The organism is Streptomyces amakusaensis (genome assembly GCF_039532665.1).
GTDB lineage: Bacteria > Actinomycetota > Actinomycetes > Streptomycetales > Streptomycetaceae > Streptomyces > Streptomyces amakusaensis.
This window is the reverse complement of sequence record NZ_BAAASB010000028.1, coordinates 1-25,868: the sequence shown is the minus strand read 5'-3', so window position 1 is coordinate 25,868 and position 25,868 is coordinate 1. Positions and strand designations below refer to the sequence as shown.

The following is a 25,868-nucleotide window of genomic DNA, read 5'->3' as shown; positions in this document are numbered from 1 at the left end:
GGGGTCCGTCACTGGGTGTCCTGGTCGCTCGGCACGTCACGGAAGGGGGCACGGGGAGTCTGTGGTTCAGGGGAACGGGTGCGGGTGCGGGGACAGCTCCTCGTGGCGGAGCACCCGGTCCGCCCGGCCCAGCCGGTACGGCGTCTCAAGGAGCCGGGGGAGCCCGAGCGTGCGCCGGTTGACATGCCCGAAGGTCATGGGCAGGGACCCGGGGACGACGACCTTGACGGTACGCAGACCGAGCCGGTCCCGGACGCCGGGCTCGTCCAGGGGGACGACGACGACCTCCAGCCCCAGCCCGGCCAGCCGGTCCACCGTCCGCTCCAGGAGCGAGGTGAGATCCGGCACCGGTCCGGGCGCGCCGGGCCAGATCTCGCGCCAGTCGGCCGCCGGACCGCCCCGGTCGCCGCCCCCGTGCAGGAAGTCCAGCCGGGACCGCGCCTCGGGCAGGGTGTTCACGGCCACATGGTCCGAGAGCGTCAGGACCAGCTCGGGCCGCTCCAGCATGGGCAGCAGCCGCCGCCGGTCGTACAGCTCCGGTTCGGCGCGGTGCCGGTGCACGGCGTTGACCACATTCGTCACGACCTCGGCGACGGCGGAGCGGATCGCCGCGCGCGGATCGTGGTGCCCTCCGGCGGCCACGAACGCCTGCGGGGCCGTGGAGGGTTCGCCCCGGTGCAGCGCGACGGCCAGCACCACGGGCACCCCCAGGTCGTTGGTGGCGTCGAACAGGGTCACCCGGTAGCCCGCGAGCGCCGCACGGTCGGTCAGATGGGCCACTTCCGGGTCGTCGGCGGGCGGGGCGACCCTGCGCAGCGGGGTGCGCGCGTACCAGGCCATCAGGAACGCGTCCCGCTCGGCGACCTCGAACAGGCCGTACAGCGCCGCCTCCTGGGTGCTGTTGCCCAGACCGCAGCCGTTGGAGCACTCGTACACCACCCGGGGCAGCCCCGGGCTCGGGTCCCAGTAGGCGACGTGCTCGGGCACCGCCATGGGCCGATCGTGGGTCAGGGACCAGCCGTGCACCCACTCCAGGGGCAGTTCCGGGGTGTACGGGACGGTCGCCGACGCCGGATGGCCGTGGTGCGCGGGGTCGGGCAGACCGAGCCGTACCGGATCCACCGCCCGCTCGGGCCCCAGCTCGGCGTAGGGCGCGCGCAGCGCGGTCCGCCGGCCGGTCGGGCTCATCGACGCGAGGCGTTCGGCCGCCTCGAAGAGCGCGACGCGCTCGCTGCCGTCGAAGTCGAGGCTCCGTCCGTAGCCGCCGTCGCGCCCGTGGCGGCCGAAGGTGACGTACGCGCTCGTCAGGCTGTGCACGGACTCCTCGGTCCGCAGGATCTGGTTGACCGGCCCGAACCGCTCGTCGAACAGCTCGGCGCGCAGACCCGCCGCGCCCGTCCGCGCGTTGGGCTCGCGCAGCGTCGCGGGGTCGTGCGGGGGTCTCGGCAGCCGGCGCGCCTCCGGGCCGAGGACGGCCTCGGCGACTTCGGCCCCGTCGGGCGGCAGCGGCAGGCACACCGGGCAGCCGCCCACGGGCCTGAACTCATGGGTCGACCAGGTGGCCCGGCCGCTGTGGACGACATGGACGACCGCGCCCGCGTCCGAGTCCGTGCCCGCGTCCGGCGGCGTTCCGTCCGCGAGCAGGTCGGCGGCCAGGACGCCTACGGCGTCGAGGAAGGCGGGCGAGGGCCGGCCCGCGAGCCGGAGTTCCGGGCTGTTCCAGGGGGCCCGGCCGCCGATGGTCGCCAGCCGCCGGTACTCGCCGCAGGACAGACAGCCTCGCGCGCCGGGCCGCAGCACGGGCCCCACCACGGTGATCGCCCCGTCGCTCCGGACGGGGACGAGGGTCACCGGGTGCCGCAGCGCGTGGCGGGACACCTCCGCCGCCGTGCCGAGACTCCACTCGTCGAGGAGCACGAGCGCGCTTCCCCCGGTCAGGCGCAGGGCCTCCGGTGCGCCGAGAACGACCGGGTGCCGTTCGGACAGGGCGTGCCGGAGCGGATCGGCTGAGGTCACCGGGGTCCTTCCACGGGGGTGTTGGGCACGGACCGTGACTTGGGCACGGACCGTGACGCGCCGCTGTTCCGGTCCGAGCCGGAGGAGGGGGAGAGAACCGAGAAGCCGCACTGCCGCAGCGCGGACCACACCGGGTGCGCGGGCGTGCCGGCGGCGGGCTCCCACGGGCGCGGGGAGTGCCCGGTCGCCTCGGCCAGCGCGTCCTGGAGGGACTCCTCCCGGCCCGCCGTCTCCCCGAGCCACGCCGTCGTCCAGCCCCCGTCCTCCCACGGGGCCCGGTCCGCTGCCGCGCCGAGCGCGGCCGACGCACCGCTGGGCAGCGTGAGGAACCGGAGGTCCGGGGCGCTCGCGCCCGCCTGGATCCGGACCACCGCCGACAGCGCGGCATAGGCCACCGCGTCGTCCGCCGTCGCCTCCACGGCCGTGCCGAGGACACGGAGCGGCCCGCCCGCGACCGTACGCCCGCGCACCACGGCACGGAACACACCGGGGTCCGCGGCGATACGGGAGACCTCCGGCTCCGCGTCCACGCCGAGCCGCCGGACCAGTACGGACCACCAGTGCCGCGCCTGCGGATGGACCGTGTCCAGCGGCTGCCACGCCACCGGACGGCCGGGCGGTCCGGCCGCGGCTTCGACAGGTGTCCGGGGCACCGCGTCCCGATGGCCCGCGGCCCGGCGCAGCGCCCGGCCGCGCGCGTGCCCGGGGTTGACTCCGACGACAAGATCCAGGCCGTCGCCCCCCAGGCGCAGTTCGGCGGCGCGGCACACCGCGTCGAGCCGGGCGAGGTCCGCCCGCGCCGCGCCGGAGAGCAGCTCGCCCCCCGGCGTCGCGCAGCGGACCAGGGCCGCGGGCAGCTGCGGCAGCGCGCCGGGGGAGGGCGCGTCCAGCACGCCCAGCTCGCCGTCGCCGAGCACCGGGATCCGGGCCAGCGCGTCGGCCAGGGTCAGGGGGACCGCACCGGGGGCGGCCCGGTCCGCGTCCACGAGGTTTGGACCCAGCCAGGTCCGGTACTCGCCCCGCAGCGGCCGTTCGCCCGCGACGAGCGCGGCCGGCCGGTCCGGCAGCAGACGCGCGCCGCCCGCCTCGGCGGACGGATCGCGCAGCCCGGCGACGGCGCACAGCAGACGCTGCGCCGCCGATGCCGCCACGAGCGCGGTCAGCGCCGGGTGCTCCCCGGGCTCCCCGGTCCGCGAGACCCCGCCGAGCCGTTCGGCGAGGGCCGCCGCATCCGCCCGCGCCTGCGCCGGGCTGCCCACGGGCGTGACGAAGCCGAAGCCCGCGTACACCCCGGCGGACACGGACAGTTCGCCGCCGGGCAGGGACGCGACCAGGAGGAGCTGCCCGTCCGGCAGCTCCTCCCGGGCCCGCTCGGCCCCGGTGCCGCCGCGGTCCAGAGCCCGCCCGGCGGCGCGGGCGAACGCTCCGTCGGGCCGGGGGCCGAGCACCCGCGTCCGGGACCCGGCGAGGCGGGCCGCCGCCTCACCGGGCCGGTCGGCGACCGTGCCGAGCCACTGCCCCGCGAGCGGGCCGCCGAGTCCGCCGTCGTGCCCGCCCCGCTCGACCAGCAGATCGTGTTCGCTCAGCCGGTCGATCAGCGAGACCAGGGCCGCCCGCAGCGGTGAACCGGCCGGGACCGCGTCGGCCAGGGCCGCCGCACCGCCGTCCGTCGCGAGCGCGTCGGCCAGGTGCTCCCACAGCGCGGGGAGCGCGGGGCTGCCCTCCAGCGAGACGCTCGTGATCCAGCCGCGCAGGTGCACCCCGTCCCTGAGCGGGGTCGCGGTGACGCCCGGGCGCAGCCGCCGGTGCCGCAGGGAGTCCAGTGCGTCCGGTGCGTCCGGCGAATCGAGTGCGTCCGGCGGCGCGGGGGCGCTCGTCGCCGGCTGACGGCCGCTCATAGGTGTCCCCTCGGGTTCGTCCCGCCGGGTGCGCCCGGCGACTCGGCGTTCACTCGGGCCGCCCGGCGCGGTAGGTCTCCACCACCAGCTCGACCGCCGGTCCGGCCCCGGCCGTCCCGGGGGCCGGCAGTGCCTCCTCCAGCACCGCGCCGTCCGGGTGCCGGGCCAGCCACTTCCCCAGACAGCGCAGATGGAGGGCGTCCCCCAGATCGACGAACTGCGGCTTGGGCCGGTCGAGAGCGTGCAGGACGTCCTCCGTCACGCGCTCGCCCCGCGCGGGCGGCCCCGCGTGCAGATAGATCTGATCGGGTACGCCGAGGAGCGCCCGCCACCGTGCGACGGTCGCCACCGGCACCCCGCCCTCGGCCGCGAGTTCCGCCCGCAGCGCCGCGACACTGCCGCCCGCCAGCTGCCACCGGCGTCGGCGCAGCACCAGATGGCGGTGGCGGACCCGGGGCGTGCTCACGAGATCGCCGCCGGGCACGGGGGTGACCCGCCGGGGGGCCAGGGCGGAGAAGTCGGTGGTGCCGTGCGGATGGTCGGTCAGCAGCGGCGCGAGCCTCGGCTGGAGCAGCAGGGGCGTGAACACGCCCGCGTAGAGCACGTCGACCGGCTCGCCGCCGTCCTTGAGCCGGACGCGTACCTCATCGGTGCTCACCTCGTGGAACAGTTCCACATCGGCCGCGCCGAGCGAGGCGTGCGAGCGGTCGGGTCCGATCTCCTGGGGCACGAAGAGCGGATGCAGATTCGCGTTGAAGCCGGCGACCGGCCGGATCTGGGCGGCCCGCGCGCCGGGAGCGAGCGCCCCGAGCACCGCCTTCGCCGTCCCCCGTACCGCCGCCGGGGGCAGGGAGTCCAGGAAGCGGCTGGTGAAGCGCCCCCACCCGCCGTACACCTGATTCACACAGAGCAGCCCGTCGTGCCCGCGCTGGAGGAAGAGGGAGTACGACACCGGGCGGCGGGTCGCCCACGGCGGTGTCCGGCGGACGAGTTCCGTGACCAGGGCGGCCGGGAGGACGACATCCTCGCCGGGGCCGCCGCCGCTGTCGGCACGGGCCCGGTGCACGGCGCGCACCAGCTCGGAGCGGAGCGCGGAGAGCTGTCCGGCACCGCTCCCGGGCGGCGCGTCCGGGGATCCGCCGGCGACGATCCGGGTGGCCCGCTGCCAGGCCTCGTAGGCGTCCGCGCCGAAGTCCCAGACATGGGGGCAGACGCCGCCGGGGCCGTAGCGGGCGACGAAGCCGTCCCGGACGCAGCGGCGTACGACGGGGCCGAGGTCGAAGAGTTCGGTGAGCGCGGACAGTTCGCTCAGCGCCTCGTGGTCCGCGCCGCCGAGGAAGCCGTCCAGCCGGACCGGCTCAGCGAGGACGACGTCCTCGCTCAGCACGGTGAGTCCGGCCGCCGCGTCGCCGCCCGCCGGGCCGCCCACCGGACGGTCCACCTCGTCGAGCAGGGCCCCCCAGCGCTCCCGGAGGCCGGTGTGAAGGGCGGTACGGCGGTGGGGTTCCGCCGCCCCGAAGGCGTGGGTGGCCTCCGCGATCTCCTCGACACGGGAGGCCAGTTCCCGGTCCCGCGGCGAACCGGTCGTCTCCCGGAGCCAGTGCGCCAGCCCCGACAGCGGGTCCGGGTCCTGGAGGCCGACGGGCGGCACGGGGACGAGCAGCCCCGCGTCGTACACCTGCCCGAGGAAGGAGAGCGCCGCGTCGTGCTCCCCGGGCCCGGCGAGCGCCCCGGCCAGTGCGTCGAGGGTGGCGGGGGTCTCGCACAGGGCGGCGAGGCGGCGCAGCGGCTCCCCGGCGGCGAGGGAGACCTCGTCGTCCTCGACGGAGAGGAAGCGCGCCGAGGTGAAGGCGGTACGGGAGCGCGCGAAGGCGGCACGGCCCTCCGAGAGCCGCGGACTGCTGCACATGCGGTGGGGCAGGGTGGCGCGGCGGACCGGATCCGTGATCAGCGCCGCCGTCAGGGTCTCCACCAGGGTGCGGTTCACCCGGACGACGGACCCGGCCGGGGCGGGCGGCAGCTCCGTGCCGCTCCAGGACCTGCGCGGTTCCCCGGCCGGGGGCGGCAGCTCGCCCCAGCCGACGGCGGTGAACCAGGAGAGCGGGGTCGTCCGGGCGGCGGCGCGCATCGCGTGCCGCAACACGCCCGCCTCCTCCTTCCGGGCCCTGCGGTCGTCCGGGCCGCCCTCTCCCGCGCGCACCACCGCACGCAGCAGATCGGTGCTGGTGAACGACACGGCCCGGGTGAACGCGGGCTCCCGGCACAGCGCGGCGAGCGCCTCCCGCCCGGCGGCCAGCGCGGGCGCGGTCCCGGCCTCCAGCGCCGTGAGCAGCTCGCCCCTCCGTCTCCGCGCGGCGAGCCAGCGGCCCAGTCCGGGCACCCGGCCGGACAGCTCGCCCAGCCCGCCGAGGACGGCGGGCCTCGGATCCCGCCCGTTGTGCACCGCGCGGCGCAGCGGCAGCACCACCTCGCGGTGGAACTCCGTCCCATGGCCCGCGCGGCTCGCGTACAGCGCGTCGCCGAGAGCGGGAGCGAGCGCCGTCAACTCCCTCTCCAGTTCCGTCAGTTCCGCCAGAGCCGCGCGGAACGCGCCGGCGGGCCGGGCCTCGGCGGGCAGGCCCAGCAGGTTCGTACGGATCAGAGCGCCGGGGGCGAGCCGGGGGGCGGGAGCGGGGGCGGCGTGCCCGGTGTCGGCTCGGGCCGCGGGCTTCTGACGTTCCGGGAGGAGCGGCTTCACTATCGATCCAGTCGACGGCGCGTGAGGAGGGCGAATCCGAGGTGGTGCGGGGCTCCCGCGGGCCCGAGGGGTACCCGGTGCCGCGGAAGCCCTCACCGTGCCTGTGTCAGTAGGTCTCGGCCGTCATCGGGTTCTGCACGCTGCAGCCGCCGCAGCCGCTGCATCCCATACAGGATGTGGAGGAGGACGATGACAGGGAATAAGTGGATTCACCTGTTCCCGCTGTGTCGCGCATCGCGGTGACGGTGATGTCGCCGAGATCCAATCCATTGAGGTCGAAGGAGACAGCCGTGTCTCGAAGCGCCATGTGTTTCTCCCGGATGAGTGAGAGTGAACAGCGCGGGCTCTGTGCGCCGCTTTCGCAGCGTAGATCAGCGATCAGGCCCGACTCCGCCGGCCCGAGCGGGACTTGACTTAGTGCTGACGTCTTCCGGACATGGCCGATCACGAGCACCGCCCCTTTGCTCGTAACGAGGTGAAGACGGCCGGCGGGCGCATTTCCGACAGGGCCCCGCTCCCTCCCCGGTTCCGGAAGCAAACTCGTCATCCGCGCCGCCCCGCTGTCGAATGTTTTGCGCCGCACGGAACCGCGCACGAGATGTTTCTTACGGTTTGACGGCGCGAAAACGCCCCCGGTGTCCGGAACTCGGGCTCTCGTCGCTGCCGGTCCAACGGCCGCCCAGGAAGCCGGTGATGTCCTGGCGCAGGGAGGCCGGGTCCAGCCGATGGGCCGTCAGATGCTCCGCCATCTGCCCGTAGCGGCGCAGCTCCGCGCGCCCCACCCCCAGTCCGAGGATCCGGTGGGGGACATCGCGCAGCGCGTCGTTCGCGGCGGTGGTGGACGTGCCCGCCAGATACGGCTCCACGATCACCACGTCCGTCGAGGCGTGCTCGGTCGCCCGGCGCAGGGCGGCGCTGTCGAAGGGCCGTACGGTCGTCGCGTACAGCAGGGTGACGTCCAGCCCCTCCACCGCCTCCTCCACGGCTCCCAGCATCGGGCCCACCGCGATCACGACCCCCGAGCGGCCCTCGCGCAGAGTGAGGAACCCCTCGCCCGTCACCGGGAGGGCGCGGTCGTTCTGCTGGAGCGACAGCCGGAGGTACACCCGGTCCTCGCCCCTGACCGCCTCGCGCAGCAGGGCCTCGGCCTCGTCCGGATGGCCCGGGACATGGATGGTCCAGCCGTCCAGGGTGTCCAGCAGGGCGACATCCCCCGGTGCCATATGGGTGAAGCCGCCGGCCGGCCAGTCGTACGACCCGCCCGCGCTGACCAGGACCGCCCCGGTGCCCTGATGGCCGAAATCGAGTTTGACCTGCTCGAAGGGCCGCTCGACCAGGAAGCTGGCGAAGGTGTGGACGACGGGCCGCACCCCGGTGAGCGCCAGGCCGCCGCCCACGCCGATCAGCAGCTGCTCCCGGATGCCCACATTGATCACCCGGTCCGGGTGGGCCTGTTGGGCGGGCCTGAACCCGTCGGCGCTGATGTCCGCGAGCACGACGGCCAGCCGGGCGTCCTCGTCGAGCAGCTGGGAGGTGGTGGAGATGAAGCGGTCGCGCATGGTGTCCATCGTGGGTGTCCCCCTTGATCGGTCGGTCGGTCAGTCGGTGGGCGAGGTGCTCAGGAGGCTTTCGGCTCACCCTCGTCGGGCTTGGGCTCGACCCGGGCCACCACGGCGTGCGGACGTCCGGGGTGCGCCATGGTGTACGCCGCGTGCAGCGCCTCGTGGTCCCGCCCGTCCACGGTCACCGCGGACCAGCCCGCCGCCTCGAACCGGGAGGCGATTCCGCCGGGCCAGCCGTGGGTGGCCGAGTCGTTGTCGATGACCAGTGCGTGCAGCGCCTCCAGCCCGGCCGGGCCCGCGTGGGCGATCGCCTCGTGATTGCTGCCCTCGTCCAGCTCCGCGTCCCCGACCAGCACCCACACCCGGGAATCGCCGCGCCCCTGGAGTCGCAGCCCCAGCGCCGTGCCCACGGCGAGCGGCAGCCCGTGCCCCAGCGACCCACTGCCGATCTCGGCCCCCGGCACCAGCACCCGGTCCGGATGGTGGCCGAGCGGGGAGTCGTAGCCGCCGAAGCCGGTCAGCAGCTCCTCGGGGAAGAACCCCTTCGCGGCCAGCACCGCGTAGTACGCCATCGGCCCGTGCCCCTTGGAGAGCAGGAACCGATCGCGGTCCGGATCGTCCGCCGTCCCGGGCGTCACCCTCAGCACCCGGTCGTAGAGCACCCACAGCGCGTCCAGGGTGGAGGTCGCGGCGGGCCCGTGCTTCTCGGCCCCGGTCATCAGGGACATCAGCCGGCCGAGGTCGCCGAAGCCGCGGTCGGCGGCTCCGCCGTGGCGCTTGTTCGCTGTCGTCTGCGTCATGACCCCACGATCTAACCTCAAGTGCACTTGAGGTCAAGGCCATTCCGAGGATGCCCGGAACCTGCCCGGAAAACGCCCTTCGGCCCCGATCCGCCCGCACCCGCGGCGGGGTCGTGGGAGGGGAGATGCCGCCCTCGAAAGGGCCGGGCGGCTTCGAGGCCCGCCGGGCCCTGGCCATGGCCAGGGAAGCGGCGCAGCTGACACCGATGGAGCCGGACGAGCCGGACACCGCACCCGACCCGTACGCCGGCCGCCCGGCGTACACGGTGTGCTGTCCAGCATCGACAACACCGCGGCAGCACCCGGGAACCGTCCTGAGCAGGTAGCCGAAAACAGCGTGATCACGTGACAACACCCCAGGTCAGGAAGTGTCGGTCGAGTGATGGCGAAGGCCCACCCCGACATCGTCCAGGCCATGGCTGATGACGAGACCGGGGCTCGACAACGGTGTCTCGCTCGACGTCGTCATGGGTGACTACGACCCCGACCGGGACCGCGACGTGCCCCGGACCGCCCTCGCCAATGGGGTCCCGGTCGACCGCCCGACCGCTCCGCGCCATGGTGCGGACCTCGGCCGGATCACCGCCCTGTGGCAACGGAGCGCCGCCAGGCAGGTGGCATCGCTGGGCCGATGGAGTTGCCTCGTCCCGACCGCTCTTTCTGCCGGGGAGACATCACCCCACCCGGATCGGGGTACCCGGGCGAACCACATGGTGCAGAGGTGTCCAACAGCGAGAAGGGGTGCGCATGCTGGGACCGCGGCCCACCGGGGCCGAACCGGTCAGGCCCGCTGACGGCCCGCTCACGGCCCGCGACGCGGCACGGGCCGCGGAAGCGGAACTCGGGCGCGTCCTTGACGAGGCGCTGGAACGGGCCCGCGCCACGGACCCGGTGTTCGCCCGTGACATCGCCGAACGCGTGACCGCCCTGGTCCTCTGCGGCGGCAAGCGGCTGCGCACGTCGTTCGCGTGGTGCGGATGGCGGGCAGCCGGCGGAGCGGGAGACCTCACGGCTCTGCTGCGTACGGGTGCCGCCCTGGAACTCGTCCAGGCATGCGCTCTCATCCACGACGACGTGATGGACGACTCGGCCCTGCGCCGCGGCGCGCCGGCCGTCCACGTGGAACTCGCCCGGATGCACGAGTCCGGGCACATGACCGGCCCGCCCGGCGTCTTCGCGGCCTCCGCGGCCGTACTCGCCGGGGACCTCGCCCTGGCCTGGGCGGACGATCTGCTGACCGAGACGGCGCTCGGCTCGCCGCACGGGCCGCGACTGCACCGCGAGTGGCAGGAGATGCGCGGCGAGATGGTCGCCGGGCAGTACCGTGACCTCCACGCTCAGGCCACCGGGGCCCTGGCGGTCGAGGACGCGGTCACCATCGCCACCCTCAAGAGCGCCCTCTACACCGTCGGGCGTCCCCTCGCGCTGGGCGGCATCCTGGCCGGCGCCGATGCCTCCGTCCTGGAGGCGCTGCGCTCCGCCGGGCGCTGTGCCGGCCTCGCCTTCCAGCTCCGCGACGACATCATCGGAGCCTTCGGCGACCCCGACCTGACGGGGAAACCGGCCGGCGACGACCTGCGGACCCGTAAACCCACCTATCTGCTCGCCGCCGGAGCCCGGCTGGCCGAGGCTCTCGGCGACCGGGAGTCCGCGCACATCCTCGTCCCGGGTGAACCCCCCGGACCCGGCACCGTACGACTGATGCGCGCGGCCCTGGAGCGCATCGGGGCACGTGCCACCGTCGAGGCGAAGATCAGGCAACTGGCCGGGTCGAGCCTGAGGCACTTCGCCCGGACCGGCGCGGAGCCCACCGTCCGGCGGGAGTTCGAGGCCCTGGTCGAGCGGGCGACCGGGCTCGCGCCGCGCCGTGCCGGGGAGGCCGCGTGAGGACGGTGCCGGGACCGACCGACCATGTGGTCGTGGTGGGAGCCGGGCTGTCCGGACTCGCCTGTGCGCTGCACCTGCTGGGCGCGGGCCGCAGGGTGACCGTCGTCGAACGGGACGGCGGCCCCGGCGGTCTGGCGGGGCGCGTACGGCTGGGCGGCTACGAGATCGACACGGGGCCGACGGTCCTGACCATGCCGCATCTGGCCGACGAGGCGTTCGCCGCCGTGGGGGACAGCCTCACAAGCCATGTCGCGCTCACACCCCTGCACCCCGCCTACCGCGCCTGCTTCGCGGACGGAACCGCACTCGACGTCCACACCGACGGCGCGGCGATGGAGGACGAGGTCAGAAGGTTCGCGGGGCCCGCCGAGGCAGCCGGATACCGCGCCCTGCGCACATGGCTGGAACGGCTGTACCGCGCCCAGATGCGGCGGTTCATCGACACGAACTTCGACTCCCCCCTCCAACTGCTTCACCCGGACCTGGCGCGGCTGGCGGCGCTGGGCGGCTTCGGCCGGCTGGAGGGGCGCATCGGCCGCTTCCTCTCGGACCCCCGGCTGCGCCGTGTCTTCTCCTTCCAGGCCCTGTACGCCGGAGTCGCCCCCGCCAGGGCCCTGGCGGCCTACGCGGTGATCGCCTACATGGACGCCGTGGCCGGTGTCTGGTTCCCCAGAGGAGGCATGCACGCCCTGCCGCGCGGGATGGCCGCCGCCGCGGCCCGGGCCGGCGCGGACCTGCGCTGGTCGGCCGAGGTCACCGCCCTGGAACGGTCGGGGGACCGGATCCGCGCGGTACGCCTGGCCTCCGGCGAACGCATTCCCTGTGACGCCGTGGTGCTGACGTGCGGCCTGCCCGCGGCGTACGGACTCCTGGGCCGCGCCCCCAGACGGCCGGTCCGACTGCGCCATTCCCCGTCCGCCGTCGTCCTGCACGCCGGGACCGACCGTACATGGCCCGGTCTCGCCCACCACACCCTGTCCTTCGGCGCCGCCTGGGAGGACACCTTCGAGGAGCTGACCGGCTCGGGGCGGCTGATGAGCGACCCGTCGCTGCTGATCACACGCCCCACCACGCACGACCCCGGCCTGGCACCGCCCGGCAGGCACCTGCACTACGTCCTGGCGCCCTGCCCGAACACCGACGTGGGACCCTCCGGCCCGCAGTGGCGCGATCTGGGGCCCCGCTACCGCGACAGCCTGGTCGCCGAACTGGAGCGCCGCGGTCTGGAGGGGTTCGCCGCCAGCGTCCGCCAGGAACTCCTGGTCACGCCCCTGGACTGGACCGCTCAGGGACATGCGGGAGGCAGCCCCTTCTCGGTCTCCCACACCTTCGCCCAGACCGGCCCCTTCCGCCCCCGCAATCTGGTGCGCGGCGTGGACAACGTGGTGCTGGCGGGCTGCGGCACCACCCCCGGTGTCGGCATCCCGACGGTGCTCATCAGCGGCAAACTCGCCGCCGCGCGCGTGACCGGACCGCCCCGGGCCCCCCGCCCGTACGCCCGTCCGGCACCACAGGCCGCCAGGACCGCCGCACCGATCGCACGGGCCGATCGCGAATCCGCCGCGGAGGCCGCCCGTGACCCGTCGTGAACTGGACGCCGCCGGTGTCACCGACCCCGCCCTGCGTGCCGCCTACGACCGCTGCCGACGGCTCAACGCCCGCCACGGCAAGAGCTACTTCCTGGCCACCCGGCTGCTCCCGGTGGAGCGCCGGCCCGCCGTGCACGCGCTGTACGGCTTCGCCCGCCGGGCGGACGACATCGTGGACGATCACGAGGGGCGCCGCGCGCCCGGTGAACGCGACCGGCTGCTGCGCCGCCTGGAGGCCGACCTCGCGCACGGGCTGCGGACCGGCGGGGGCGACGACCCCGTGGTCAGGGCCGTCGCCCACACCGCCGACCGGTACGGCATCGAGCACACGCTGTTCGCGGACTTCCTGGCCTCCATGCGCAGCGACCTGCACGTCACGGACTACCCGACCTACGCAGACCTGCGCACCTACATGCACGGTTCGGCCGCGGTGATCGGCCTCCAGATGCTGCCCGTGCTGGGCACGGCCGTGAACCGCGACGAGGCGGCGCCGCACGCGGCCGCCCTCGGCATCGCCTTCCAGCTCACCAACTTCCTGCGGGACGTGGGTGAAGACCTCGACCGCGGGCGCGTCTACCTGCCGGCGGATCTGCTCTCCGCCCACGGTGTGGACCGGCCGCTTCTGGAGTGGAGCCGCCGCACCGGCCGCCCCGACCCGCGCATCCGCTCGGCCCTGATCGCCGCGGAAGCCCTGACGAGAGGGGTGTACCGCACGGCACAACCGGGTATCGCCATGCTCGACCCGCGGACGCGTCCGTGCATCCGCACCGCCTTCGCCCTCTACGCGGGCATCCTCGACGCCATCGCGCAACAGGGGTACGCCGTGGTACATCGCCGCGCCGTGGTCCCCCGCCGCCGGCGCGCGACCAGGGCCGCCGCCGGAGTCCTTCAGATCGCCCTCGCCCGCCTGAGGGCCGGTGCCAGTGCCGGGACACCTGGCACGGGCGACGCCGTGTCCCAGCGGAAGGGGCCCGTGCCATGAGCGACCGCGCGCGCCGAAGGCCCTGGTCACCACCTCTGCGGCGCCGCCGCCGGTCCACCTGGGCGAACCAGCCACCGACTTGGCGCGAGGCGCGCCCGACCGTGATCGGCGAAGCACTCAAGCGGGCTTCGGCACGACGCTCCGGCAACTGGTTCGTCGTCGGCGCCTCCCGCGACGTGCGCCCCGGTGGCCGCCCCCGCGGCAGGACGGTGGGCGGCGTCGAGATCGTGCTGTGGCGGTCGGAGAACGGCGACATGCGCGCCGGCCCCGGTGCCTGCCCTCACCTCGGAGCACCGCTGAGGGAAAGCCGGGTGGTGTGCGGCACGCTGGTGTGCCACTGGCATGGTCTGTCCCTGGACGGCGGGGCGGTCGGGGGATGGGAGCCGTACCCGGTCCACGACGACGGAGTCCTGGTGTGGGTCCGGCTGGACGCCATCGGCGGCGAGGAGCCTTCGGAACGGCCCCTGGTGCCGGCGCGTCCCGCACCGGCCGACGCGGTGCACGCCGTGTACACGGCGGTCGGACGGTGCGAGCCGCAGGACGTGGTCGCCAACCGGCTCGATCCCTGGCACGGCTCGTGGCTCCACCCGTACTCCTTCGTGGATCTCACGGTGACTCGCCCACCCCTGGGCGAGGAGGACGATGTCTTCGTCGTCGACGTGTCCTTCCGGGTGACCGGCCGGCTGGTGGTCCCCGTGCGGGCGGAGTTCACCGCTCCCGGGCCCCGTACCGTGGTCATGCGCATCACCCAGGGCGAGGGGGCGACGTCCGTGGTGGAGACGCACGCCACGCCGCTGACCCCGGCGTCGGACGCGCGGCCGAGGACCGCCGTGGTCGAGGCGGTCGTCGCCGCCTCCGGCCGGCGGGGCTTCGCCCTGGCCCGCGCCGTGGCACCGCTCCTCCGTCCTGTGATGCGCCGGACCTCGGCCAGGCTGTGGCGCGACGACCTGGCGTATGCGCAGCGGCGCTGGGAGCTGCGCAGCACGGGCCGGTTTCCGGGCTGAGCCCCGTCCGTTCACCGCGCCCCGGCCGCCGAGAGGGCCCGCAGGGCGCGTGAGCGGCCGGACCGGGGCACCGTCCACAGCGTCTGGCCCCGGACACCCCAGTTCCTCAGCAGCTCCCCGGCCGCCAGGAACCCCGTGGTGGCCGCGCGTTCCATCAGGGCGACGGGCAGGTCGCAGCGGATCGCGTCACCGGCCAGCACGACCCTCGGGTGCGAGGTCCGCACCGGGGGCCGCCGGGCGTGGGAACCCACCGGGAAGAAGGGGCAGTCGGAGCGCCACTCGTGCCGCGCGTCCACGATCCGTGCCGCACGCGTCTCCGGGTACACCCGGCCCAGACTCTCCACGAGACGGCCGTGCACGCTCTCGGGCCGGGCGTCCTCTGCGAGGGCGTAGGCGTGCAGTTCGACCACTGAGCCGCCGCTGCGCGTGGCCCAGCGCGCGGCCTCCCCCTCGTAGCGGTCGAGGACGCTGACGTTGTCGAGGCCGCCGTAGCCGCTGGTGCCGAGGAAGCCGGGCCGGTCGGCGCGGACCGGGCGGTCGAGCCAGAGCCGGGAGACGAGGAAGGGCGGGGCGGTCGTCACAGCCGCGATGTCCTCGCGCCACTTCGGGCTCCCGAGGCCGGGTGACGCGGCCACGAGGTCACGCAGCGCTCCGGGGTCGAGGGCGAGGACCAGGGCGTCGTACCGGTCCGCGGCGCTGTCGGTCCGCACCGCCACCCCCGTGGCGCCTTCGGGGTGGACACCGCGCACCGGTGTCCCGGTGCGGATGTCCGTTCCCAGCCGCTGGAGGTAGTCGCCGAGGGGCTCCCACAGTGCCTGTGGGAAGGGCTCGGTCGGTACGTCGAAGAGCAGGCCCTCGGCGGAGCCGAGGAAGTAGATGTGGAACATCAGGAGCAGCTCGGCGGCCGACAGCTCCCCCGGGTCGGCGAAGAAGCTGCGCGAGAACACCTCGAAGGCCAGGTGGTGCGCCGCCGCGGGGAAGCGGACTGCCTCCAGGAACGCCGTCGCGCTCATGTGGTCGAAGCGTTCGTAGACCTCGGGCACGCGGACGTCGAGAAGGGGCAGCGCCGCTCGGACGTCCAGGGCGGCGAGGTCGCGCCAGCCGAAGGTCGGGCTGAGGGCGGCGAAGCCGAGCGCGCTGAACGGCGGTGTCCGTGGAACCCGCGCGAAGCTGTCCCGCAGTCCGCCGCTGTGCCACAGCGGGTAGTCCGGCAGCGGGCGCAGCCGGTCCAGCCCGGGGTCGGTCCGCCGCAGCAGGCCGCGCAGGTTGTAGTACTGGCGGAAGAAGGCGTGGAATCCCCGGCTCATGGTGACCCGGGATCCGTCGCTGAGGCGGGTGGGCCGGCCCGCGAGGCGTCCGCCGAGCGACTCCTCCCGCTCGTACAGGGTCACCCTGGCCCCCCGTTCGGCCAGCAGGGTCGCCGCTGCCAGGCCGGCGATGCCGCCGCCCGCCACGGCGACGGCCGGTGCGTCGCGGGGCGCGAAGCGCTCCCGTCCCCGAGGGGCCGGGAGGACTTCCGCCCGGCGGTCGCGTCCCCGGCGGGCCGTCGGTCGGGAGCCGCTCACCGGGCGTCCTCCGGGCGCGGCGCCGCGGCCCCGGCGCAGGCCAGGAAGGTGTGGGCGATCCCCGTCTGCCAGCCGGTGAGGGGGACCGCCCGTACGCCGGTGAATCCCGCGCCCGCGAGACGCGCTGTGAAGGCCGGCGCGGTGTCGAAGTCGAGGACGCTCCGCCACAGATGCCGGTAGAGGGCGCGGTCACCGGTCAGACTGCCCGCCGGGATGATCACCGTGCGGCAGACGGCCTCCCACAGGGCGCGGTGGCGGAGCGCACCGCTGAGGCTGTACTCGTGGACGGCGAGCCGGCCGCCGGGCCGCAGCAGCGAACGGACGGCCCGCAGGACTCCGTCCGGGTCGGTGAGGTTGCGGAACAGATAGGCGGCGAAGACCGCGTCGTACCGCTCCTCCCCCCGCGTCGCAGCCTCCTCCGCCGTCAGGTGCCGAAAGCGCACACCGGCGGGCCACGGCTTGGCCAGCGCCCGGCGCAGCATCCCCGGCGAGGCATCGACGGCCGTGATCCGGGCGCGCGGCCACGCCCGCAGCAGGGCCGCTGTGGAGGCACCGGTGCCGCAGCCGAGGTCCAGCACACGCGCCCCGTCCCCCTCCCGGGGCAGCCGCAGCCGGCGTGCCGAACGCAAAAGGCCGGCGCGGTAGCCGGGGTTGAGGGCCGTGAGGCGGTCGTAAGCGGGCGCGGCGTGGTCGAAGGCCAGCACCAGGTCGTGGTCGCGCATCAGGGTCATCGGCGACGTCCTTCGGGGCGGGGGTCGGTCGGGCGGCGGGGCAGGAAGGGGATTTCGACAGCGGTGCGGAGCATGGGCAGGAGTGGGGTCCGCAGGCCGATGCCCCACTCCTCCCGGACGGAGGTCCCGCCGTCGAGGAAGCGGAGCAGGCGCTCCGGCGGGACGCGGCGGAACAGATCGGTGAAGAACGCGGGGCCGTCGACCCTCCCGGTGTCCAGGGCCCGCAACAGGACGGCGTCCATGGCCAGGGCCCGCCGCCCATGGGGTGCGGGGGCGGTCGCGCGCCCCGCGTCCAGGGCCTCGGCGATGGCCCTGCTCTGCCGCTGTACGGCGGCGAAGGTGTATCCCGTCGCCGGGCGGGTCGCCCCGCCGGCCGTTCCGATGCGGAAGACGGAAGGTCCCGCGCGCCGGCTGAAGCGGGCGTCGGCCATGGGGATGCAGCCCTGCTCGGCCGACTCCACCGTCAGGGGGCCGAGTCCCAGAACGTCGCGGCTGTAGTGCGTCAGAGCCGTTTCGTACGCCTCGGTCGTCAGCGGTGTCCGGGAGAACTCCGTGTACTCCACGAGCGCCCGGTCGGGCGCCAGGGGCAGGACGTAGCCGAACGCGAGCCCGTGGCGCGGCTGGGGCACCCGGAAGTCCATCAGGTCCGCGACCGAGGGGTCGAATCGTTCCGTATCGGTGCTCACGAACCAGCCGCAGAAGTGCTGGGTCAGCAGGGTCCTGGCCGGTGGCAGCACTCGCCGGGGGCGGGAGTCGAAGACGCTCCGGGCCCGGACCAGCAGCGTCCGGCCCTCCGGCGTCGTGCAGCGGACCTCCGCGCCGCCGGCAGTGCTCCGTACGTCGTCCGCCGTCGCGCGCACGACGCGGACGCGGGGCGAGCGGGCCAGCCGGGAGTGGACCAGCCGTTCAAAGTCCCTGGACCTGACCATCCGGTAGGCCAGTGGAGCCGGCTCCACCGTCACCGCCCGGCCGTCGGTACCGTGTACGCGCAGCCGCGACCAGGTGGCGCTCACCGCTTCGTCGAAGTCGCCTGTGCCCCGGTCCCAGTAGCACCAGGTCCGTTCGGCCGGCCGCAGGGGCCCCTCGGGAGCGTCCACCAGGGTGACGGTCAAGTGCGCGGAGGCGCCGAGCCGGTGGGCGAGGCTGAGTCCGGCCGCGCCGCCCCCGATGACGGCCACATCACACGCGTCCCCGGGCAGGCCGGGCGGCCCGCTCACGCCGCGCGCCGTTCGGCGGCGCGTGCACGGGCTTGGCGCTCACGCCGATGGGACGTTTCGGCGGGCCGGCGACCGCCGGAACCCGGGGCGGCGGCCACCGCCGGAACCCGCGCGCCGGTGTGCCGCACGGTCGCTCCCCCTCGCCGGGCCCGGCCGCGGCTTCGGGCCCTCATCCTCCTGTCCGTCCGCCGGCCGTCCGCGGACGCGGCCTTCCGTCCTGTTGTCCCGTCGCGAGCCGCGTCCGCTCACCGAGCAGTTCCCGGGCCGCGCGGGTACCGGAGGCCAGTGCGCCCTGCACACTGCCGGTCGCGCGGTGATCCCCGCACACATACCGGCCCGGGGCCAGCCGGGTGGTCCGGCTGAGCGGCCACGGCGGCTCCATCGCGGGCAGCGCCCCTTCGACGGTGTACGCGGCGACCTGCCGCCAGCCGCTCGTGTCGGTGCCGTACAGCTCGGCCAGGCGCCCCAGGACGGCCTGGCCCGCCCCGGGCCGGTCGGCTCCCAGCACGGAGGTGGAGACCAGCGCCCTGCCCGGGGGGCCGTACGTGGGAGTGACCGCAGTGGGCACACAGGTGTTCAGCACAACACCGGAACCGTCCACCACCAGAAGAGGCTCGGTCAGCGGCGGGCGCGTCACGGCGTGGTAGTAGGTGGTGACCGTACGGCCGGGCGGGATCACCAGCCCCGGCAGCAGACGTGCCGCGGAGGAGGCGTCCGTCGCCACCACGACCGCGGCCGCCTCCAGCTCACCGCCGCCCCGCAGGAGCACCCCGGTGGGAGTGATCGCCTCCACGGGCGTATCCAGCCGGAGCACTCCTTCGGGCAGGTCGCCCGCCAACTGCGCGGGCACCGCTCCGATGCCGTCGGCGGGCAGACAGAGCGTTCCCCTGACCATGCTCCGCCAGACCAGGTGGAAGAAACGGGCCGATGTCTCCAGCCGGTCCTCCAGAAACACCCCGGACAGAAAGGGCCGCAGGATCTCGGCGACCGTACGGTTCGTCACTCCGGCGCGCGCGAGAGCGGACGCCGTGGACCGGTCGGGACGGCTCTTGACGAGGCGGACGGGCAGCAGCGTGTCCCTCGCGGTGAGCGCGGCGACGGCTGCCAGGTCCCGGGCCGGCATGACGCGCCCCGGCAGCAGCGATCCCGCCGCCGCGGGGAGCCGGGTCGGGTCGCCGAGGCGGACCGGGCCCCCCGGCGTGTGCGCGACGATGCCGGGAGCGAAGGGCCGCAGCCGCAGCCCCCGCAGGTCCAGACGGCGCTTCACCTGCGGGTAGGAAGTGTTGAACACCTGGAAGCCCCGGTCCAGCAGAAAGCCGTCCCGCCGGTCCGTCCGCATCCGGCCACCCACACCGTCGGACGCCTCCAGCAGCGCCACCCGGCGCCCGGCGCGGCACAGATCCAGAGCACAGGCGAGCCCCGCGAGACCCGCTCCAACGACGATGACATCAGGCCCAGCGCCGCGGTGACCGTTCACATCAGCTCCTCATTGAGCCGGACCTCCTCGAGGCGGAGGCGGATACGCTCGCACACGTTCCCGCGCCCGCCCCGTCGCATACCCCCCTTTCGTCAGGGAGCCTCCGTTGGCGGTGTCCCGTCCGTGGCACGAGCGCCGGCTGTGTGGAATGAAGGCACCCAAACCGGTCGCCGGGACTCGGCACAGGCGGCGGTGATGGATGACACAGGCCGGGAACCGGCTGCGTGGAGACCCTGGCGACGAGGAACGGAGTTCCCTACCCGTGTGGACATGGTCGCCCTGATGAAGGGGCCATCGAGGCCGGCTGCCCGGGCCGGAGCCCAACTGCCCGGATCCGCCACCTGTTCAAGGTCCAGGCCGCCATAGCCGGTGACGTCCCGATCGTCCCACCACCCGGCTCCTGCGAGTCCATCGCGCACCGGCCCATCAGCTCGGTACACCGCCGCGCTGGACATCGACCACATGGTCCCGCTCGCCGAAGCCTGGGACTCCGGGGCGTCCGGCTGAACGCCGGCACGGCGCGAAGGCGTCACTGGTCGCCGTGACCGCACGCACCAACGGTCCAAAGCCGCCGACCAGGACCCGGGGAACCTGACTGCCGCCCGCCCGGCGCGCTCTGCCGCCGAGTGGACCGCCACCAAGCTCCGCTGGGGCCCCGCCGTCGACGAGACCGACCAGGTCCACCCCGCCCGCGCGGGGGTCGTTCGACAGCCCGGCCGGCCGGGCTGTACGTGGACTGCGGCTACCCTCAGGCCGAGGCCCTGACCATGGAGGCCGGGCTGGTCGACGTAACCTGGACAGCCGACCTGGCCGCCGTCACAGCGGGGCCGGGTGTCGCTGGAGGCCGACATCGCGCACCCGGCGGGAATTCCTGGACCCGGTCGAGCTGGACGCGGACCCGGCCGCGGCGGCGTCCGCGCTCGCCCACGCCGCGCAGTACCTGCTCGCGGCACGGCTGGAGGAGCTGCGTGAGCAGACCGCCGCCCCGACCGGGTCGACCGCGCCGTGGGCGGACCGGCTGCCCGAACTCGCCGCACGCCCCCTGGGCGACGGTGCCGCTGGGATGGCGATCGCACGACCGTCGAGGTGTCCGGGGTCGACCTGGCCCGGGTCGCGCTCTGGGCCGCGATGGAGGGGCTCCGAACTAGCCCAGCACAGCGGAGAGTTCGTGGACAAGCCCGTCACCCAGGTGCCGCCTCCCGACCGCCCTGGTAGCGTGCGCCGCCATGTCATCGGAACTGGAACGCCCCCCGCGCCAAGCGGATGAACGCACCGCGCTCGTCGGCTGGCTGGACCTGCAGCGGCAGATTCTGCGCTGGAAATGCGAAGGGCTGAGCGACGAGGACGCGCGCCGCCCGGTCATCCCGACCTCACCGGACATGACGATGGCCGGTCTCATCTCCCACATGCGCTGGACCGAGCACATGTGGCTGGAAGTGCTGTTCCTCGGCGGCGACAAGAAGCAGAACCCCGCATTCGACGAGTCAAGCAAGAACGCCGACTGGCACACCGACGGCCGCCACCTCGCAGAACTCCTTGCGGAGTACGAGGCCCAGTGCACCCGCAGCAACGCGATCATTGCCGCCGCCGACCTGGACGACACCGGCCGCCACCCCGACTTCCGCGACGGCAGCGCCAATCTCCGCTGGATGCTGATTCACCTCGTCGAGGAGACGGGGCGACACGCAGGGCACGCGGACATCGTCCGGGAGCTACTCGACGGCACGAAGGGCTACTACTAGCGCAGCTCCGCGAAGCGGGGTTTCCCTCAGGAGCCAGGCCAACACGCCGCACGACCCATCCGGGAGAGCCCGTTACGGGTGATCCTCGCATGATGCCGCGCGCGGCGATCCCTCGTCCCTTCGCAGTCCAAGACTTCGACCGGCGACATCACGCATTAAACCTCAGTAGCCGCTGGCCGGGTCGGAGGTGAGACGGCCTGCGCTGGTTCGGAAGTCGGGCATCCCGAGGTGCACGGTGGTGCGCCGGGCGGACACGTCGCGCATCGCGGTGAGCTTCTGCTCGGCAGCCGCCCGGCCCGACTGTGGAAGATCTTCCGGGCGAGGGCGTGGCGGCCTCCCTGGCAGTCCCGCCCGCGCGGGGGTCGTTCCGCGCGCTCGTCATCGGATGAGTCAGTTCTAGGGTCCTCGGGGACCATCGAGGCAGCCGTTGGGCCTTCCAGTAGCAATGGCTGAATTTCCAACGGAGTCGGTCCTGGCGTGGGCTGTTACAAGGCCGCCTCCTGCACGGACTTGCCCTCAGCAGCCTCCGCAGGAGAGCCTCGGTCGCCGCACCTGCCCCTACGCGGCGTAGGTGTTGGGAATTCGGCACATGCCGCCGTTCTTCGTCCACCGGATCACCAGGTACGACCCCGCCGACCGTGACGAACACGGCCACTACACCGGTGCCGAGGAGGCCGTCAGTGACCATGGGCCGGTCGAGGCCGCGTACCTCGCGGCGATCGCCGCCTTCGCGGAGGCCTCGGGCATCGACCGGCTGGAGATCCGCGATCCCGCGGTCACCGGTCCCGTCCACTTCGGCGCGGAGCCGCCGGACGGGGGACACGGCCTCGGCGGACTCTTCCCGCCCGGCCGTCGGCGAGGGGAAGGTCCGCGCTCTCCGAAGCGTGGGGGTACGAGGCCATCGGGCAGAGCCAACCAGTGCCGGGCTCGCCTGTCCTCACCGTCATGGTCCGAGCCGGTCGCCGACCGGCGCTCACGGGACCGTCGTCCTGGGCGGCGCGGCACGGTGACGGTGCGCGGGGCGAGCGAGGATGCCCGACGCGCTCTCCGCGCGGCACAGGGGAGTTCACCATCGGCCTTCGCGGCGTCGGCCGGAGACCAGGTTCGCGCGACGAGTGCGAGTGGGGTCACCTCTGAAAGACGGCCGGTCGACGGACGGCGTGGTGTCGAAACGGAGGCTGCCCGGGCGTCGACGGAGTGAGCGGGGTGGCGACAGGCTCCCGCGCAGGACGTCAGAGGAGGCCTTTCATGAGCAGTACCACCCACGCAGGGTTGCCCACCGCGGCGCTGGTGAGCCGCCGAGTGGTCGTCGCCGCCCCGCCGTCGGTGATCTTCGCGTTGCTCGCGGCACCGGGCGAGCACGCGGGATTGGACGGTACTGGTGAGGTGCGGGGGGTCGTGGAGGGGCCGGAGCGGCTGGAGAACGGCTCGGTGTTCCGGATGCGGATGAAGGGCTATACGACGACCAACACCGTTGTGGAGTTCGAGGACGATGTCCTGATCGCGTGGCGGCACCGCGGGCGGCACGTGTGGCGGTGGCGGCTGCGGGCGGTGCCCGGCGGTACCGAGGTCACGGAGACCTTCGACTACACCGCCAAGCGGGCCCGGCGGCTGGTGCGGCTGATCGGTGTTCCGAAGCGGGCCGGCACGGCGGTGGACAAGACCCTCACCGCGCTGCAGGCGCGGTTCGCCTGAGCGACCGGGCCCGCCCCGACGGCCCGGTGGACGCAGCGCAGCCGGGCGGTTCGGGAAACGCATGTCCTAGTCTGTCGAAACCTTGCCCGCATGCGCGTCGAACGGGTGAGAGGCGGTACGGCCGCCGCGAGGAAAGGAATGCCATGCGCTACATCCTGATGTCCCACGTCGACGATTCCGCTCTGACCGAGATGGCGCCGGAGGCGCTCCAGGCCACGATGGAACGTTTCGTGTCCTTCACCCGGGCGCTGGCCGAGTCCGGAGTGTTGCGCGGTGCGGAGCAGCTGCACTCCGCCGACACGGCGACCACGGTGCGGAACCGGCGCGGGGAGGTCCTGCTCACCGACGGACCGTACGCCGAGCTGACGGAGTCCTTCGGCGGCTTCTGGATCGTGGAGGCAGCCGACCTGGACACCGCGCTGAAGTACGCGGCCGGCTGCCCGGCCGCCGACTTCGGCTCGGTCGAGGTCCGTGCCCTGACCGAGCTCGGCTGAACCGATGTCCGACCCGGTCGAGGTTGCCGTCGAACAGGCCTACCGGGCCGAGTGGCCCACGCTGGTGGCCGGTCTCGCCCGGTGGACCGGTGACCTCGACCGGGCCGAGGACGCCGCCGCCGAGGCGGTCGCCAAGGCATTTGAGACGTGGCCCCGTGACGGGGTTCCCGCCAGGCCGGGCGCCTGGCTGCAGACCACCGCCCGCCGCAAGGTCCTCGACCGGCTGCGCCGCGACCGGGTCGCCGTGGACAAGCTCGCCACCCTGGCCCACGAGCTGCGGGACGAACCGGGAGCCGACAGCGTCAGTGACCCGGACGATCCGTTCGGCGCCGTGTGCTGGTCCGACACCGCCGCCGAGGACCTGCTCCGGCTGGTCTTCACCTGCTGTCACCCGGCCCTGGCCGCCTCCGCCCAGGTGCCGCTCGCGCTGCGCCTGCTGTGCGGGCTGACCGCCGCCGAGACCGCCCGGCTGCTGCTCACCACCGAACCGACCGTCGCCCAGCGCCTGGTCCGGGCCAAACGCAAGATCCGCGACGCCGGGATCGCGCTGGACATCCCACCCCGCGCCGCGTGGCCGGACCGCCTGGACGCGGTGCTGACCGTCATCGGCCTGGTGTTCACCGAGGGACACACGGCCGCCGAAGGCCCGGCACTGGTCCGGCCCGGCCTGTGTGACGAGGCATTGCGCCTGGCCGCCCTGCTGCGCAGGCTGCTGCCCGACGAACCCGAAGTCCTCGGCCTGTCCGCACTGCTGCTCCTCACCGACGCGCGACGCGATGCCCGGACCGACGGCGACGCCCTGGTCCCGCTCGCAGATCAGGACCGCGGCCGCTGGCGTTGGGACGACATCGGCCACGGACTCCACCTCGCCACCAGGGCCCTGCGCCGCAGCGGGGACCGCCCGGGCCGGTGGGTGCTGGAGGCCGCCATCGCCGCCCTCCAGGTCCAGCCCGATCCCGACCGGGAAGCCATCGTCGCCCTCTACGACCGGCTCGCCGAACAGACACCGTCCTCGGCGGTCCTGGCCAATCGCGCCGCCGCGATCGCCCTCGCCCGCGGACCCGCCGCGGGCATCGCCGCTCTCGACGGTGTGCGGGCCGCCCCCGGCGATCACCGGCTGCTCGTCCTGCGCGCCGAGCTGACCGCCGGACTCGGCCACCACCCGGAGGCACGGCAATTGATGCGCCACGCCATCCAAGCCGCCCGCAACGACATCGAACGCAACCATCTGCGACGGCGACTCGATGCCTGGACCGGCGACTGAGCCGGTGCCTCCCGGTCCGGGACGGCGGGGAGCATGGCGAGTCTGCGGTGGCAGCTGAGGGCTGCAACCATGCCGACGAAGGCGGGGAAGTGTTCCGTTTCCGCTCGTAGCGGCGTTCAGCCGTCGGCTGTTCCTCGTCTCCCTCGTGCTTGTGCCCCACCCACGAGAACACCCCCGGCCCTCTGACGCCGGACCTCTCCGGCGGCACGCTGACGTTCAGGGCCACCGGCGATCCGGCCGAGACGGCTGCCGGACTACGGAGACTCGCTGTCGTCCGCGATGTCCGCGATGTCCTCGCCGACATCGTCGAGCAGTGGTCCGCCGAGGACCCCAGCCTCCACTACCTCGACGGACGCGACCTCTACGGACAGAGCGACCACGACGAGTTCCCGCTGCCCGGCGCGATCCACCCCGCCGGTGCCGGCCTGTGCCCGGCGCAGAGCCTTCCCCGCCCGGCTGACCTGTTCCTGGAGCGCTGCGAGGTGTGCGGTCTGCGCGACACCGGCGTTGATGATCCGCTCGGCGAAGGCACGGACTTCGCCGTTGGGCACCGCCGGGGGCTGCGAGCTTACGTGCGCGAGGAATACCGGGCCTGGCGCGCCCTGGAGGACCGCTGACCCGGCAGCCGGCCCTGAAAGGCGGAGGAGGGTGTCAGCCCTGTACTCCGGCGGCGGCCGTGTTTGGTGGCCGGCTGTCAGGTGGTGCGGCGCAGTACGGCGACGATGTCGCCGTTCTCGGCCGACGGCTGGGCGCGGACGACTATGTGGTCTCCGTCGGCGATGTGCGCACCGGTCATGGACTCGCCCACGACGATCAGGGCATCAACCCGCTTCACCGGCAAAAGGGTGGGCAGGTGTCGCGGGGCCCTGGGGGGAGGCGTTCGGGCGGGAGGCGGAGAGAGTGGCGGGTTTGATGGCGCCGGGTCCGTAGCGGGCCCGAGCCCGGTCGGTGACGGCTTCGAGGGTGATGGACCGGTCGTCGTCGGGGTCGAGGGTGAGTTGCCGGGCCGTGTCCGCGGCGGGGATGAGTGACTCGGCCCGGAGGGTGATGGCCCGGACGCGGGCGCGCTGGAGTCCGAGGGTCTCGTGGAGGGCGTAGGCCGTGGCGGCCAGGGGGCGGGTGTGGTGGGTGGGTTCGGGCAGGGTGCGGGTCCTGGTGGTGGTGGTCCGGTCGGCGTAGCGGACGGTGAGGGTGAGGCCGTCGGCGGC

20 protein-coding genes and 4 pseudogenes are annotated in these 25,868 nt (G+C 74.2%); 12 read left to right on the top strand and 12 right to left on the bottom strand.

Going from position 1 to position 25,868, the window contains the following annotated elements:
• Positions 1 to 66: 66 nt before the first annotated feature.
• The 6 genes from ABD371_RS32635 to ABD371_RS32610 form a co-directional block, all read right to left on the bottom strand.
• On the bottom strand, positions 67 to 2,016 hold the full coding sequence (locus ABD371_RS32635; protein ID WP_344485244.1) for a TOMM precursor leader peptide-binding protein: 1,950 nt from the start codon (positions 2,014 to 2,016) through the stop codon (positions 67 to 69).
• The gene (locus ABD371_RS32630; RefSeq protein WP_344485241.1) at positions 2,013 to 3,914 is read right to left on the bottom strand and encodes a hypothetical protein; all 1,902 of its coding nucleotides are present in this window, start codon (positions 3,912 to 3,914) and stop codon (positions 2,013 to 2,015) included. The genes ABD371_RS32635 and ABD371_RS32630 overlap by 4 nt, the downstream gene beginning before the upstream one ends.
• Before the next feature lie 49 nt (positions 3,915 to 3,963).
• Positions 3,964 to 6,651, bottom strand: coding sequence for a lantibiotic dehydratase (locus ABD371_RS32625; RefSeq protein WP_344485238.1), 2,688 nt, complete (start codon positions 6,649 to 6,651; stop codon positions 3,964 to 3,966).
• Positions 6,652 to 6,757: 106 nt separating this feature from the next.
• Positions 6,758 to 6,958: a thiazolylpeptide-type bacteriocin gene (locus ABD371_RS32620; protein WP_344485236.1), complete on the bottom strand. Its 201-nt coding sequence runs from the start codon at positions 6,956 to 6,958 to the stop codon at positions 6,758 to 6,760.
• Between the two features lie 298 nt (positions 6,959 to 7,256).
• Positions 7,257 to 8,219: a transketolase family protein gene (locus tag ABD371_RS32615; RefSeq protein WP_344485234.1), complete on the bottom strand. Its 963-nt coding sequence runs from the start codon at positions 8,217 to 8,219 to the stop codon at positions 7,257 to 7,259.
• 50 nt (positions 8,220 to 8,269) lie between these two features.
• Positions 8,270 to 9,013, bottom strand: a complete 744-nt coding sequence (locus tag ABD371_RS32610) for a transketolase (protein ID WP_344485232.1) — start codon at positions 9,011 to 9,013, stop codon at positions 8,270 to 8,272.
• Positions 9,014 to 9,760: 747 nt separating this feature from the next.
• Here ABD371_RS32610 and ABD371_RS32605 point away from each other — a divergent pair.
• From ABD371_RS32605 to ABD371_RS32590, 4 genes are read left to right on the top strand one after another with little or no spacing between them, the layout of a single operon-like run.
• On the top strand, positions 9,761 to 10,900 hold the full coding sequence (locus tag ABD371_RS32605; protein ID WP_344485230.1) for a polyprenyl synthetase family protein: 1,140 nt from the start codon (positions 9,761 to 9,763) through the stop codon (positions 10,898 to 10,900).
• The gene (gene crtI, locus ABD371_RS32600) at positions 10,897 to 12,489 is read left to right on the top strand and encodes a phytoene desaturase family protein (protein WP_344485228.1); all 1,593 of its coding nucleotides are present in this window, start codon (positions 10,897 to 10,899) and stop codon (positions 12,487 to 12,489) included. Before ABD371_RS32605 ends, crtI begins: the two co-directional genes overlap by 4 nt.
• The gene (locus ABD371_RS32595; RefSeq protein ID WP_344485226.1) at positions 12,476 to 13,471 is read left to right on the top strand and encodes a phytoene/squalene synthase family protein; all 996 of its coding nucleotides are present in this window, start codon (positions 12,476 to 12,478) and stop codon (positions 13,469 to 13,471) included. The genes crtI and ABD371_RS32595 overlap by 14 nt, the downstream gene beginning before the upstream one ends.
• The gene (locus ABD371_RS32590; protein ID WP_344485223.1) at positions 13,468 to 14,475 is read left to right on the top strand and encodes a DUF5914 domain-containing protein; all 1,008 of its coding nucleotides are present in this window, start codon (positions 13,468 to 13,470) and stop codon (positions 14,473 to 14,475) included. Before ABD371_RS32595 ends, ABD371_RS32590 begins: the two co-directional genes overlap by 4 nt.
• Positions 14,476 to 14,486: 11 nt before the next feature.
• Here the strand turns inward: ABD371_RS32590 and ABD371_RS32585 are convergent, their stop codons facing one another.
• The 4 genes from ABD371_RS32585 to ABD371_RS32570 form a co-directional block, all read right to left on the bottom strand.
• On the bottom strand, positions 14,487 to 16,040 hold the full coding sequence (locus ABD371_RS32585) for an FAD-dependent oxidoreductase (RefSeq protein WP_344485220.1): 1,554 nt from the start codon (positions 16,038 to 16,040) through the stop codon (positions 14,487 to 14,489).
• Positions 16,037 to 16,771: a class I SAM-dependent methyltransferase gene (locus ABD371_RS32580; protein ID WP_344485217.1), complete on the bottom strand. Its 735-nt coding sequence runs from the start codon at positions 16,769 to 16,771 to the stop codon at positions 16,037 to 16,039. Before ABD371_RS32580 ends, ABD371_RS32585 begins: the two co-directional genes overlap by 4 nt.
• Positions 16,768 to 17,988: a lycopene cyclase family protein gene (locus ABD371_RS32575; protein ID WP_344485214.1), complete on the bottom strand. Its 1,221-nt coding sequence runs from the start codon at positions 17,986 to 17,988 to the stop codon at positions 16,768 to 16,770. Before ABD371_RS32575 ends, ABD371_RS32580 begins: the two co-directional genes overlap by 4 nt.
• A 169-nt stretch (positions 17,989 to 18,157) precedes the next feature.
• Positions 18,158 to 19,465, bottom strand: a complete 1,308-nt coding sequence (locus ABD371_RS32570; RefSeq protein WP_344485211.1) for an NAD(P)/FAD-dependent oxidoreductase — start codon at positions 19,463 to 19,465, stop codon at positions 18,158 to 18,160.
• A gap of 429 nt (positions 19,466 to 19,894) precedes the next feature.
• Between ABD371_RS32570 and ABD371_RS32565 the strand changes: the two are divergent.
• From ABD371_RS32565 to ABD371_RS32535, 8 genes and pseudogenes are all read left to right on the top strand, one after another.
• Positions 19,895 to 20,230 (top strand): annotated as a pseudogene (locus ABD371_RS32565) (HNH endonuclease); the annotation flags it as partial.
• A gap of 461 nt (positions 20,231 to 20,691) precedes the next feature.
• Positions 20,692 to 21,207: a DinB family protein gene (locus ABD371_RS32560; RefSeq protein ID WP_344485208.1), complete on the top strand. Its 516-nt coding sequence runs from the start codon at positions 20,692 to 20,694 to the stop codon at positions 21,205 to 21,207.
• A 589-nt stretch (positions 21,208 to 21,796) separates the two neighbouring features.
• Positions 21,797 to 22,054, top strand: a pseudogene (locus tag ABD371_RS32555) (RNA-binding protein); the annotation flags it as partial.
• Positions 22,053 to 22,164 (top strand): annotated as a pseudogene (locus ABD371_RS35905) (GNAT family N-acetyltransferase); the annotation flags it as partial. The pseudogenes ABD371_RS32555 and ABD371_RS35905, both read left to right, overlap by 2 nt.
• A 291-nt stretch (positions 22,165 to 22,455) precedes the next feature.
• Positions 22,456 to 22,902 (top strand): SRPBCC family protein, encoded by a 447-nt coding sequence (locus ABD371_RS32550; protein WP_344485204.1) that lies wholly within the window; start codon positions 22,456 to 22,458, stop codon positions 22,900 to 22,902.
• A 143-nt stretch (positions 22,903 to 23,045) separates the two neighbouring features.
• The gene (locus tag ABD371_RS32545; protein WP_344485201.1) at positions 23,046 to 23,396 is read left to right on the top strand and encodes a YciI family protein; all 351 of its coding nucleotides are present in this window, start codon (positions 23,046 to 23,048) and stop codon (positions 23,394 to 23,396) included.
• 4 nt (positions 23,397 to 23,400) lie between these two features.
• On the top strand, positions 23,401 to 24,660 hold the full coding sequence (locus tag ABD371_RS32540; protein ID WP_344485198.1) for an RNA polymerase sigma factor: 1,260 nt from the start codon (positions 23,401 to 23,403) through the stop codon (positions 24,658 to 24,660).
• A 149-nt stretch (positions 24,661 to 24,809) separates the two neighbouring features.
• Positions 24,810 to 25,085, top strand: a pseudogene (locus ABD371_RS32535) (SGNH/GDSL hydrolase family protein); the annotation flags it as partial.
• A gap of 269 nt (positions 25,086 to 25,354) precedes the next feature.
• Here the strand turns inward: ABD371_RS32535 and ABD371_RS32530 are convergent.
• Positions 25,355 to 25,495, bottom strand: coding sequence for a LexA family protein (locus ABD371_RS32530; protein WP_344485196.1), 141 nt, complete (start codon positions 25,493 to 25,495; stop codon positions 25,355 to 25,357).
• Positions 25,482 to 25,868 (bottom strand): DinB/UmuC family translesion DNA polymerase (locus ABD371_RS32525; RefSeq protein WP_486387876.1); only part of this gene is annotated, 387 nt, incomplete at its 5' end. The genes ABD371_RS32525 and ABD371_RS32530, both read right to left, overlap by 14 nt.